The sequence below is a fragment of the Thiocapsa marina 5811 genome (genome assembly GCF_000223985.1).
GTDB lineage: Bacteria > Pseudomonadota > Gammaproteobacteria > Chromatiales > Chromatiaceae > Thiocapsa > Thiocapsa marina.
This window is the reverse complement of the sequence record NZ_AFWV01000011.1, coordinates 23,615-36,406: the sequence shown is the minus strand read 5'-3', so window position 1 is coordinate 36,406 and position 12,792 is coordinate 23,615. Positions and strand designations below refer to the sequence as shown.

General features: G+C 63.9%; 9 protein-coding genes. 7 read left to right on the top strand and 2 right to left on the bottom strand.

Features of this window, described 5'->3' with window-relative positions:
• Positions 1–340: 340 nt before the first annotated feature.
• The gene (gene nadA, locus THIMADRAFT_RS16195; RefSeq protein ID WP_007194155.1) at positions 341–1,411 is read right to left on the bottom strand and encodes a quinolinate synthase NadA; all 1,071 of its coding nucleotides are present in this window, start codon (positions 1,409–1,411) and stop codon (positions 341–343) included.
• Positions 1,412–1,436: 25 nt separating this feature from the next.
• Positions 1,437–2,963, bottom strand: a complete 1,527-nt coding sequence (locus THIMADRAFT_RS16190; RefSeq protein WP_007194154.1) for a dynamin family protein — start codon at positions 2,961–2,963, stop codon at positions 1,437–1,439.
• A gap of 631 nt (positions 2,964–3,594) precedes the next feature.
• Here THIMADRAFT_RS16190 and THIMADRAFT_RS16185 point away from each other — a divergent pair.
• From THIMADRAFT_RS16185 to THIMADRAFT_RS16155, 7 genes are all read left to right on the top strand, one after another.
• Positions 3,595–4,680: an efflux RND transporter periplasmic adaptor subunit gene (locus THIMADRAFT_RS16185; protein ID WP_007194153.1), complete on the top strand. Its 1,086-nt coding sequence runs from the start codon at positions 3,595–3,597 to the stop codon at positions 4,678–4,680.
• Between the two features lie 96 nt (positions 4,681–4,776).
• Complete coding sequence (locus tag THIMADRAFT_RS16180; RefSeq protein WP_007194152.1) at positions 4,777–8,619, top strand: efflux RND transporter permease subunit; 3,843 nt, start codon at positions 4,777–4,779, stop codon at positions 8,617–8,619.
• Positions 8,616–9,383, top strand: coding sequence for a hypothetical protein (locus THIMADRAFT_RS16175; protein ID WP_007194151.1), 768 nt, complete (start codon positions 8,616–8,618; stop codon positions 9,381–9,383). Before THIMADRAFT_RS16180 ends, THIMADRAFT_RS16175 begins: the two co-directional genes overlap by 4 nt.
• A 185-nt stretch (positions 9,384–9,568) precedes the next feature.
• Positions 9,569–10,348 (top strand): hypothetical protein, encoded by a 780-nt coding sequence (locus tag THIMADRAFT_RS16170; protein ID WP_007194150.1) that lies wholly within the window; start codon positions 9,569–9,571, stop codon positions 10,346–10,348.
• 48 nt (positions 10,349–10,396) lie between these two features.
• Positions 10,397–11,029: a nucleotide-binding protein gene (locus tag THIMADRAFT_RS16165; RefSeq protein WP_007194149.1), complete on the top strand. Its 633-nt coding sequence runs from the start codon at positions 10,397–10,399 to the stop codon at positions 11,027–11,029.
• A 195-nt stretch (positions 11,030–11,224) separates the two neighbouring features.
• Complete coding sequence (locus THIMADRAFT_RS16160) at positions 11,225–11,770, top strand: hypothetical protein (protein WP_007194148.1); 546 nt, start codon at positions 11,225–11,227, stop codon at positions 11,768–11,770.
• Positions 11,771–11,823: 53 nt separating this feature from the next.
• Positions 11,824–12,747, top strand: coding sequence for a 5'-nucleotidase (locus tag THIMADRAFT_RS16155; RefSeq protein WP_007194147.1), 924 nt, complete (start codon positions 11,824–11,826; stop codon positions 12,745–12,747).
• Positions 12,748–12,792 lie beyond the last annotated feature (45 nt).

The following is a 12,792-nucleotide window of genomic DNA, read 5'->3' as shown; positions in this document are numbered from 1 at the left end:
GGCGCCGGACGGGTGTTTATTCTTTGACGATTCGCAATCGATGGTAAGGCATCCGAACCATGCTTGCCAAGGTGGGCAAGCGTTCGGTCATCAATTATCGGGTCGAGAAGGCCGGACGGCGTCGGACCGGGTCAACCGGATCGATCGGGTCTTCAACCGCGCCCGGCGCGGTATGCGATGTCTTGGATGGGATCGGCAACGGCCGGCTTGACGACGGTTGGGGTCGGCGCGGTTGAAGATGCCAAGAAATAGATCACTTTAAACCGCGTTCCCGCTAAGGGTTGTGGATGCACCGAACGTCGAGGTCACTCGAAGAGGGGCATCTCGCTGCGAACGCGGTTTAGTCCGCGTCGCGTCGCGCGCCGATCCCGCGCTCGCGCGCGAACTCGAGCATCCGGCGAATCGGCACCAGCGCGCGCTCGCCGAGGGCTGGATCGATCAGGATCTCTTGGTCGCCGTTGAGCAGGACCTGCTCCAAATTCCGCAATGCATTCATCGCCATCCACGGACAGTGCGCGCAGCTTTCACAGGTCGCGCCTTCGCCGGCCGTCGGCGCCGGGATCAATGTCTTCTCGGGCGCGAGCTGGTGCATCTTCCAGAAGATGCCGGCGTCGGTCGCGACGATGAACTCCCGGTTCGGCATGTCGACCACGGCCTTGATGAGCTGGGTGGTCGAGCCGACCACGTCGGCCTGATCGACGACCTCGTCCGGAGATTCGGGATGGACGAGCACGGCCGCCTCGGGGTGCAGCTTGCGTACACGTTCCAGCGCAAACGATTTGAACTCTTCGTGGACCACGCAGGCGCCGTCCCAGAGCAGCATGTCCGCCCCGGTCATGCGTTGGACATAGTGGCCCAGATGCTTGTCGGGCGCCCAGAGAATCTTGCGGCCCTGCTCGGCAAGATGGGCGACGACGGGCAGGGCGATGCTGGAGGTGACGACCCAATCGGAGCGTGCCTTCACCGCGGCACTGGTGTTGGCGTAGACCACGACGGTGTGATCGGGATGGTCATCGCAGAAGGCGGCGAAGGTGTCGGCCGGGCAGCCTTCGTCGAGCGAGCAGGTGGCGCGAAGATCCGGCATCAGGATCCGCTTCTCGGGATTGAGGATCTTCGCCGTCTCGCCCATGAAGCGAACGCCGCAGACCACCAGCGTCCGTGCACTGCTGGCGGACCCGAACCTTGCCATCTCCAACGAATCGGCGACACAACCGCCGGTCTCTTCCGCAAGGCTCTGGAGATCGGCATCCGTGTAGTAGTGTGCGACCAAGACCGCATCCTGCGCCCTGAGCAGCGCCTTGATCCGGTCCCTGAGCGCGCTCTTCTCGGGGGCGCTCAGGGCCGGCCATTGCGGGTGGGGCGGGACCTCGATGGCGGGTCGCGACGCGTGCTCGGGTGTTCGGATGCTCATCGTGTGACCTGTATTCGCGGTTCGTTCAAGCCGCAGAGCGCTCCTTTTTGCCGGCGACACTCGCGGGTCCTTCCGGCAGGTGCACCGTGTGCGGCTTATGCGGCGACTCTTTCAAACCTTTGGGGTTGGTGTAGCGCTCGTTGAGCGTCTGCACGAAATTCTCGCAATTCTGAAGAACCTCGTTGATCTGCGCCCGGGCCTTGCCGCTCCAGCCGATCGGTCGGCCGATGATGACCGGGCGATAGAAACGGGTGTTCTTCCTGAAGGCAGACATCAGGTTTCCCGGCGGGTTCTTGCGTGCGACCTGCTTTCTCAGCCAGGGCTCGACGCTCATCGCGGCCAGCTTGCGAACGGTGAAATGGGTGCCGACGGCAAGCGCAATCAACACCCCGATCAAGGCATCGCGGCCCCACGGGACCTGGCTCGTCAGCACGTCCAGCCAGGCGGGTTCATAGGACAGCCCGACCCAATGACCTGCGCCGATACTCCAATACAGAAACAACGCACCGACAAGCGCGACGAGCGCCGAGTCGACGGCCAGGGTGCGGGCGCGCCAGCGCCGCACGGCGCTCTGCAAAAGGGGAACCGCCTCGTGACCGAAGGCGTTGGCGGTCTCGCGCAAGGCCGCGATGATGCGATAGGCGCGCTCGATCTCCACGCGCTCCATGCGTAAGAAGATCTCGCCGAGGTCTTCGTCGCGTTTCTTCTCGAAGCGCTTGCGCTTGTGCTCGTCCTGGATGGTGTTGGCGGCGTCCGGATTGTAGATGGTGTAGAAGCGGCCGGCGGTCAGGCCCGCCTCGCCGATCGCGCGTAGCCAGGCGGCGACCACGTCTTCGGGATTGTCCTCGTTCGCGGCGGTGTCGAGTTGATTGAGGATGTAAAGGAATTTGCCCGAATCGGCCCGGTGGATGGTGTCCTTCACCAAGTGTCTGAGCGTGTCGCGCATCGCGCCGGGCTCGGGGTGACGCGCGTCGAAGAACACCAGCACCAGATCCGACAGACCGATCATGTGGTCGCTGATGCGCAGAATCGCCGTGCGCTGCGCGTCGGCGTCGAAGCCGGGGGAGTCGATCAGGATCTTGCCGCGCAGACGTTCGCTGCAGCAGGTCTTGAGCTGCAGATAGGCGTCGATGCGTTTGCCTTCGCCGCCGGCGACCTGCTCGATGTCGTGGGACATCTGATAGAAGGGAAAGCGCGGATCCGAGTCGAGCGACACACCCGGAAGCGAATGACTGACGGTCTCGGGACTGTAGACGATGACGGTGAAGCGATCGTCGACGGCCTGGTTACCGGTGCGTTGCAGTTTCTGCCCGAGGAAATAGTTGATGAAGGTCGACTTGCCCGCCGAGAAGGTGCCCAGGATCGAGATCAGCGGCCACCAGGGGATCTGGGTCGCGAATGATTGATTGGTTTCGAGCAGGCCCGTCCCGTAGGCCACGCGGTCGATCGCCCGGAAGCTCTGCACGGCACTGAGCAGGACCGGGTTCTCTTGCTCGAGATGAGACTCCAGCTCCTGCATGCGCTGTTGAACGGCCTCGGCGGTGGACGGCATAGGGTCGGCTCCTGGGTGTGGGTCAGGATGCTTCGCGTCGAGTCCAATCGCGCTCGAGGCGAGGGGGCGAAGCAATCGGTTCAACGGCCTCGGAGATGCGCGATCCGATCGTCGGCAGGCCGCGTCGGTTGCTGCGGTCGGGTCGGCGCGGCCCCGGCCGCAATGGCGCACGATGTTACACTGAAGTCCGGCGAGATGGATAGCCGGTTGCCGGATAGGGTTAATCGAATCGCACTTGGCGCTCGAGCGCCGATCGCATGCGCTCTTTTCGGTCATTCATGCGGCGTTGTCGCGGTAGTCGCGCCGAACCTGCTTTCGTCGGCTTGAATGTCGAGCGTTGTCGAAGGCATACTGCGCCACTGCGCCGTCCGGAGAACGAAAAGACAACGCGGCACTGAGCAGGCCCAAAGCGCCCGGGCTCGGATGCCGCGGATCCGCAACGGATGAGCGCCGGACCCACGAGGCTGTCCGGTGTCCACGGCAGGTCCGACCGCCCTTGCGTCAATCGGACGTGCGACAAAAAACCCAGCGTTTGGTGTGCGATCCGATGTCAATACAGTTTCGAACCGCTCGTTTTGCGTGCACGCTCGCCGTTGCAGCGGCTGTGTCGTCCGGCCTGGCTCAGGCCCAGATGCAGCAGGCCCCTTCGGGCGAGGTCTTCGTTGTTCAACAGTCGCAAGGTGCCCCGACGGTGTCGCTCGGCGGGAGCGTCGTCCCCTACAAAGAGGTGACACTCGCCGCCCAGCTCCCGGGGCGGGTGACCTTCATCGCCGGTCGCGAAGGCGATACCTTCAAGGAGAAGGATCTCCTGGTGGCGATCGGCGACGAGGAGCTGCTCGCGAATCGGCGCGCTCTGCTCGCGCAGATGGCGAGCGCCGATGCCCAGCTGCGCAATGCCGGCGTCCAATACTCGAGAGAGATCTATTCTCCGCAGTCGCGCTCGGCGATGGGCGGGATGGGGTTGCCGAATCTCTTCGATCAGATGTTCACGCAACCCGTCGAGAGCTTCGTCGGGGAGCGCGACCGCACCGCCGAGCGCTCGGCCGACCTCTTCGCCTCCGGGATACAGATCCAGGAGGCGCAGAACGCCATGCTTCGCCTCCAAGCAGAGCTGCAGGCACTCGATGCCAAAATCCGCGACGCCCGCAGCATCGCACCCTTCGACGGCGTGATCGTGCGCAAGCTCATCGAGGTCGGGGACACGGTCCAGCCCGGGCAGCCCATGCTCAATTATGCCGACGTGGAATACCTCCAGGTCGAAGTCGACGTGCCGGCCCGGCTGCGTCCCGGCCTGCGCGAGGGGATGATGGTGCAGGCGGAGCTTGATCCGGACAATCGGCGCGTTCCGGTCCGCGTGGCGCAGATCTTCCCGATGGCGGACCCGCAGCGCCACACCGTCAAGATCAAGTTCGATCTCCCGCAAGGCGTTTCCGAGCCAGGGATGTACGCCAAGGTCCTGGTCCCCGACCTCAGTGCACCCGCGCGGGCCAACCCGGTGATCCCGAGCAGCGCGGTGCGCTACAACGGGAGCCTGCCGGGCGTCTATGTCGTGAACGAGCGAGGAGAGCCGCAGCTGCGTCTGATCCGGGTCGGCGAGGAGCTCTCCGGCGGGATGGTGACCGTGCTGAGCGGGCTGCGTGCCGGCGAGAGCGTCCTGACAAATCCCGGCCCTCGGGTCACGGCCGGTTGGGCGAGCGGGACCCCCGCCGATCGCTGACACGCCTTCCCTTCAGCCCCGGCGATCGGTCACGCGATCGCCTGCGCAACCCATGTCGCAGCGATGCGGCGCAGGCCCGGTTAATCTGGATTCGACATGAGCCAAGACGTCACATCTCCCCCGCAGGATCGCAAGGAACCTGCTTACGACGAGGGCAATCTCGGAATTGCCGGGCGTACAGCCCGATTCTTCATCCGCTCTCCGCTTTCACCGCTGTTCTACGTCGCCATGCTGATGATGGGCCTACTCGGCCTCGTCATGACGCCGCGCCAGGAAGACCCCCAGATCTCGGTGCCCATGATCGACATCATGGTGCAGTACCCGGGCGCCTCGGCCCAGCAGGTCGCCAATATGGCGATGCAGCCGCTCGAACGGATGATGAGCGAGATCCCCGGCGTCAAGCATGTGTATTCCGCGTCCCAACGTGGCCAAGGCATCGTGACCGTCGAATTCGTGGTCGGCGAGGAGATGGGGCCGTCCTTGCTGAAGGTGAACGACAAGGTCGCCTCGAACATGGACAAGATCCCGCCCGGCGTCATGCCGCCGCTGGTGAAGACCAAGGGAATCGACGATGTCCCGATCGTGACCTTGACGCTCTGGTCCCGAGATCTCGACAGCAACGGGATTCCGGATGTCGACGACGGCCAGCTGCGCCTGCTCGCACAGGACGTGCTGCAGGCCGTGAAGCAGGTTCAGGATACCGGCAACGCCTTCATCGTCGGCGGGCGTCGCGAGGTGGTCACCGTCGACGTCCTACCCGAGCGGCTTTCCGGATATCAGATCAGTCTCGATCAGGTCGCACAAACCCTCGTCAGCGCCAACGCCGAGCAGGTTGCAGGCGGCCTCGAGGCGAGAGGTGCACGCTTTTCGGTCACCACCGGCGCCTTCTTGACCGGCGTCGAGGATATTAACCGCTTGGTGGTCGGTACCTTCAACAACCTCCCGATCTATATCCACGACGTGGCCCGCGTGAGCCAGGGTCCCGAGGATGCCTCGGAGCTGGTCGCCTTCTATACGGGGCCGGCATCCGAGATCGAGGACGCAGGGGATGGCCGACCGGCGGTGACCATCGCGGTCGCCAAGAAGGAGCTGACCAACGGCGTGACGGTGGCAAACGCCATCATCGAACGCGTCGAGGAGCTCAAGGGCTCTCGAATCCCGGCCAACGTCGAGGTCAGTATCACGCGCAACTACGGACAATCCGCCGACCAAAAGGTCTCGGAGCTCATCGGCAAGTTGATCAAGGCGACCATGTTCGTGGTCATCCTGGTCCTGCTGGCGTTCCGCGCGGTGCGTCCTGCGATCGTCGTCATGCTGGTCATCCCGGTGGTCCTCTTCATGACGGTCTTCGTGGCCTGGGTCACGAACTACACGATCGACCGGGTGAGTCTGTTCGCGTTGATCTTCTCGATCGGCATCCTGGTCGACGACGCCATCGTGGTCGTCGAGAACATCTATCGTCGCTGGCTCGAAGAGGGACGTACCGACGAAGATACGGCGATCGACGCCGTGCGCGAGGTCGGCAATCCGACGATCCTCGCCACCTTTACCGTCATCGCGGCCTTGCTGCCGATGGGCTTCGTCAGCGGCATGATGGGGCCTTACATGGCGCCGATCCCGGTGTTGGGCTCGGTGGCGATGTTTATCTCGCTGTTCGCCGCGTTCGTCTTCACGCCCTATCTGGCGATCTCCAAGTGGCTGCGTCCCTCGATGAAATATCTCGAGGCCGCCGAGAAGCGCGAGCACAAGGAGGCCGAGGGCCTCGAAAAACTGTATCGGCGGATCCTGACACCCCTGATCGAGAACCGCGGCAAGCGCACGGTCTTCAAGCTGGCGCTCTGGGGCACCTTCCTCGTCACACTGTCGTTCTTCTACTTCAATCTGGTGGCGGTCAAGATGCTGCCGCTGGACAACAAGCCCGAATTCTCCGTGGTGCTCGACATGCCCGAGGGCACGGCGCTGCCGGTGACCGCGAACCTCGCGCATCGCATGGCCGAGAAGCTGCGCAGTATGCCCGAGGTGACGGCCATTCAGCTCTATGCCGGGACCGCTCGACCGTTCGATTTCAACGGGATGGTGCGTCACTACTATCTGCGCTCGGATCCCTGGCAGGGTGAGCTTCAGGTCCAGTTGACCGACAAGCACGACCGGGATCGAAGCAGTCACGAGATTGCCGTCGAGGCGCGCGAGTTGCTCGGCAAGCTCGTCGAGGGAACCGGTGCGACGCTCGCCGTGGTCGAAATGCCGCCGGGTCCGCCCGTACTTCAATCGGTCGTCGCGGAGGTTTACGGGCCTTCTCCGGAGCTGCGGCGTCAGTTTGCCCGAGAGCTCACCGGGATCTTCGCGCAGGCCGAGAGCACGCGCGATGTCGACAATTATCTTCGCGGGGCCTTCGATTACTGGCGTTTCAATGTCGATACGGAAAAGGCGGTGCGTCGAGGGATCTCGGTCGACACCATCAACCGTAATCTCGCGATGGCCCTCGGCGGCTCGCCGATCGGCGACATCAAGCCGCAGGCGGGGCGTCAGATGGGCCACGAGCCCGTGCAGATCGTCCTGCAGGTGCCCCTGGCGGAGCGCTCCCAGGTCGATCGCCTCGGCGATCTCCCCATTCAGTCGAATCAGGGATATACGGTGCCGCTGCGCGAGCTCGGCGAGTTCCAGTTGACGCCCGAAGAGGACATCATCTACCACAAGGATCTGCGTCCGGTGGAGTACGTGGTGGCGGATGTCGGCGGGCGGCTGGCAGCACCCGTGTACGCGATGTTCCAGGTCGAGCGCATACTCAATCAGCAGGACTACACCGCACCGGACGGCACCAAGCCGCAAGGTGCCGAGGAGATGGAAGACGCCATCTTCTGGCTGGACGCCCCGCCCGACAGCAGCCGCCTGGCCTGGACCTGGGCGGGCGAGTGGACGGTGACCTACGAGACCTTCCGCGACATGGGTGCCGCATTCGGCGTTGCGCTGATCCTGATCTATATCTTGGTGGTTTGGGAGTTCGGCAACTTCCGCATCCCGCTCGTGATCATGGCGCCGATCCCCTTGACTCTGCTCGGGATCATCCCGGCGCATGCACTCATGTTCAGCCTCGGTCTCGGCGGGGAGTTCACCGCGACCTCGATGATCGGCTGGATCGCGCTGGCCGGCATCATCGTGCGAAACTCGATCCTGCTCGTGGATTTCGCGATCCACGAGATCCAGAAGGGTGTGCCGGTTGCCGAGGCGATGATCCGCTCCTGCAAGATCCGCACACGCCCGATCGTGATCACGGCCTTGGCGTTGGTTGCGGGCTCGAGCGTCATCATCACCGACCCGATCTTCCAGGGTATGGCGATCTCGTTGCTGTCAGGCGTGTTGGTCTCGACCGTTCTGACCCTGATCGTCATCCCGCTCGGCTGCGTCGCCGCGGGCGACGATATGTGTCGGGTGGCCCTTGCGACGGCGCCGCCCGGAACCAGCCTACCCTGTGCAACGGATGCCGCGCCCGTCAAAGCCCCGCGCAAGAGCTCCGGAGGCGGTGTCAGCCGGTTTTCCGGCAAGGTCGTCGAGTTCTTCATTTTGGCCCTCTATGCGATTCGCGGGATCTTCATACTGCTCTTCGATGCTGCGAAGACCGCGCTGAAGCCCAAACCGGCCCGGACGGCGCGTTCACCGGTGAAGCGGCCCGTCGAGACGAGCGCGCCGGCCGAGACGGGACCCCCGGCGGAGAGCCCCGAGGAGGATGCACCATCCGCCAAGGGCGACAGCGCAGCGTCGGAGCCTGCTCGAACCGTTGCCAAGAAGAAACGCGCAGCGACGGCGTCGGACGCCAAGCCCACGACGCGCAAGACGTCCGCCAAGACGTCGGCGGCAGCGGAGAAATCGAGCCAAGGCGTTCAAAAGAAGGCGCCGCGGCGCGGCATTCGATTGAAGATCGACGACGAGAGCGATACATGACGGAGGTCCCGCTCTGCGGCAGGCTCCTGCTCTTTTTGGTCTACGCGACGGCGCATCAGGCGGTCCTCGCGGCCGAGCCATGGGAACAAGCTCGACAGCCCGCATGGGACAACGAGTCGCTTTATCTGCGTGGATACAAGATGCCGCCGGTCGCGCAGGATCGAGACCCGCGATATCCGGACGCCTACCGTGCCGACGATGTGCGCCTCGACACGCAGGGAAACCGGTCAGGGACGGGTTACGGTGACTACGACATGGCTCCTCCGGGGCAGGGTGGCTTTATCGATCGCGACGGGCGTTGGCGCGACGGGCGTTGGATGGAATACGGCCGAGAGCCGACGGGGTATTCTCGCGACCTCCCTTACGGGGAAGAGCCCGATCGCTATTCGGTTTCGCCTCGGAGGGGCGACCCCGGCAGCGGTATGGCGACGGACGATCGGGGCGCGCTCGGAGGTTGGCCGGACGCGACCTACGGCCGGGCAGATGGGAACGGATTTTCCGGATCGGCAAACCCGTACCCCGAGTACCGATTTCGCGGCGACCCGCAGCCTTCCTCGGATCGGTGGAGCGGGTCCGACGGAACACAGGAATACAGATTTCGGCCGCTGACCGAGCGGGAAGCGGAACAGCGCTCGCAGACGCTGGGCTGGCGCCCGCTGGAGCCCGCTCGGAGCAACCGCGCAGGGCGTACGTCACCTCCGGCGGGATTGATGGATGCGCTGACGCCGCCCCCGCGTACCTTCGGCTTCGAGCCGCGACCCTAGCCCCGATGCGGGGCCGGATCGCGCGAACCCACAGCTGCGAGGGTCCGGGGTCGAGTCGAATGGCGGAAGCGCAGGTCGTTCAGGACCTTGCAGAGGGTGTTCTGCCGCGTGGAGCCGCAATCGCCCCGGGCGAGGGGCGGGATGTCGTCAAGACCGATCACCGATCGACGGGAGGATAAGGCAAGATGAGAACGCAAACGCAGGCTTTGTTGGGTATCGCGCTCGCATCCGCCCTGGCGGGTGCGGCGCATGCGGAGATCGCGGGTGTCCAGTTCTCCGCGGACATGATCAGTCAAGGCCCGGATGGACAGGCCGAAACCGTCAAGATGTTCGTCGGCGACGGTCGCATGCGCAAAGAGATGACTCAGCAGGGCCAAGAGGTGGTTCAGATCGTCGACCAGACGCGAGGGATGATGTGGGTCCTGTTCCCCGATCGCCAGACCTATCTGGAGCAAGGAGGGGCTGCTGGCGAGGGCGGTGCGCCCGTGCCGCCGGCGACCGCCGAGACGGATCCTTGCGCAGGAATGCCGGGCCTGACCTGTCGACGTGTCGGCGAGGAAGATGTCGGAGGACGCAAAGCGATCAAGTGGGAGATGGTCATGACCCACGAGGGCCAGACCATGAACGGGACCCTCTGGATCGACGCCGAGCGGGCGATTCCGTTGAAGCACGAGATGTCCAACGGCGAGAAGATGGAGCTTCTGATGGTCGGTACCGAGACCATCGACGGGCGCGAGGTCGAGAAATGGGAGATGACCACGACTGCACCCGATCGGCCGCCGACTCGGGTCCTCCAATGGTACGATCCGGAGTTGAAGCTGTCGGTGCGCGAGGAGTTCCCGGGCGGCGGCGTGCGCGAGCTGAAATCGATTCGGATCGGTCCCCAACCGGATCATCTGTTCGCGGTCCCTGCGGGGTACACGCGGATGGAGACGTCTCAGCCCGGATCCCAGCCCGGACAATAATCGCTCGGAAAGGGTATCGGGGGATGAACGCGGACGCGGAAGGACGTCATGATCACGATCGTCGGAAGTCTTAAAGGCGGTTCGGGCAAGAGTACCCTGACCTTCAATCTGGGGGTTTGGCTCTCGATGGCCGGCGTAAAGATCCAGCTGATCGATGCCGACCCTCAGGCGACCCTCACCGACGTCATCGACGTGCGCAAGGAGGAGGGATTCGATCCGGTCCTGCAGGCGTCGGACAAGCGTGCCCTGACGCCCGAGCAGCTGAAAGGGGCCGACGAAACCCTGATCGATGTCGGGACCTCGGACATGGAAAGCCTGCGCAGGGCGCTCTCCCTATGCGACCGTGTCGTGGTGCCGGTCCCGCCGTCGCAGGCGGATATCTGGTCGACCCAACGCTTTATTCAGTTGATTGCCTCGGTCGAGCGTGAGGCGCCTCCCGATATCATCGGGTTCATCAATCGGGGCGATACACACCATGCCGTACGCGAGACCAACGAGGCTGCCGCGGCGTTGGTGTCGCTTCCCGGTATCCGCTTCATCAAGCCTAGGCTCTCGCAACGCACCGTCTTTCGGCGCTCGTTCAGCGAGGGATTGGCGGTGTTCGAGCTGGAGTCTCGCGGCAAGGCGGCGCGCGAGTTTCTCGGGTTGGCCGCAACGCTCTATCCGCACCTGGTCAGCTGATCTTCCGGGGAAGGTCGCTCGCGCGTGCCTTCCCTGCTTTTCGGCTGTCCGGCGGACACGTTGCGATCTCGAATCGACCGCTAGGGGCGCTCCGCCTTGTCGCGTGCTGCAATTCTGTTAAGCTCTTGAGAAACCGGGCGGTCATTCGCCGACCCCGTCGACTTTTCCATCACTGATCCAGAATCGGCCCGAATCATGGCGCAGAACGAAATCCCGAGGGACGATGCTTCCTCGGACAGCCGGATACCGCAAGACCAAGACGAGGCCGATGCGCGCGCAGCAGGTGTCACGGAGACGCAACTCCACGCTTTCGCCATCGATCGCCTCTCCCAGGCCTTCGAAACCAGTGCAAAGCGCTGGGAGCTGATTGTCTATCCCAGCCTATTCGCATTCATCATCCTCGCGGCTTACGGGTTCTATTTGGTCTTCAGTCTTGCCAAAGATGTCCACTATCTGGCCATCAGTGTCGACACCAATATGACGGTACTGGCAAGCAACATGCAGTCGATCTCGGACAACATGGGGCAAATGAGCGCCAACGTCCGCACCATGGCCGTCAGCGTGGATTCGATGGCGAGGGACGTGAATGCGCTCGAGCCCATGTTGACGAGCATCCAGACGATGGACCGTTCGATGCAGGCGATGACGATGTCGACCTCGTCCATGCGCAACGATATGGCGGGGATGAATCAAAGCATCGGTCGACCGTTGCAGTTCATGAATTGGTTCATGCCTTGGTAATCGGTCGGGTGCCCTGCAAGGATGCTTAGAAGGGTTTCGGGGCGGAGTCGACCGTGAATCCGAGCCACCGCGAATCCGTGCGACTGATCGTCGCGATCTCCTCGCGCGCACTCTTCGACCTCAGCGAGTCTCACCAGGTCTTCGAGTCGCAAGGCGTCGACGCCTATCGCGACTATCAGGTCGCGCACGAGAACGACATCCTCGAACCCGGCGTGGCCTTCGCGCTCGCCAAGAAGCTCATGAGCCTCAATCTTGCCCTGGGTGATCGAGGACGCGTCGAGGTCATCTTGATTTCACGCAACAGCTCCGATACCGGCTTACGCGTCCTGACCTCCGCACATCACCACGGCCTGGATATCGCCCGCGCGGCCTTTACGGGCGGAGCGAGCCCCTATCGATACCTGTCCGCCTTCGGCGCCCATCTCTTCCTGTCCGCCGATCCGAGAGATGTTCGCTCGGCCTTGAATGCCGGGTGTGCCGCGGCGACGGTCCTGCCGGCGGCATTTCCGGCGGGCCCGGAGAAAGACGAGCAGGTGCGCATCGCGTTCGACGGCGATGCGGTGCTGTTCTCCGACGACGCCGAGAGACTCTTCCGCAGCGAAGGGCTCGAGGTCTTCAACGCGGCCGAGCTGGCCTCTGCGCATGAGCCTCTACCCGGCGGACCGTTCAAGGGCTTGCTGGTGGCGATCCATCAACTTCAAGCGCTCTTTCCGCCCGAGGCGTCGCCGCTGCGAACCGCGCTCGTGACCTCGCGCGGCGCACCCTCGCACGAGCGCGTGATCCGTACCCTGCGCGCTTGGGGCATCCGCATCGACGAGGCGCTTTTTCTGGGCGGGCTCGAGAAGGGCCGGTTTCTCGCAGCGTTCGACGCGGACATCTTTTTCGACGATCAACGTGTGCATTGCGACGCGGCGAGCCGTCACGTGGCAACCGGCCATGTTCCGCACGGCGTCGCTAACCTGGAGTGTGACTCCTAAACTGCGCCGACTCCAAAGGTTGTTGATTGCTCCGAGGCTTTTCCA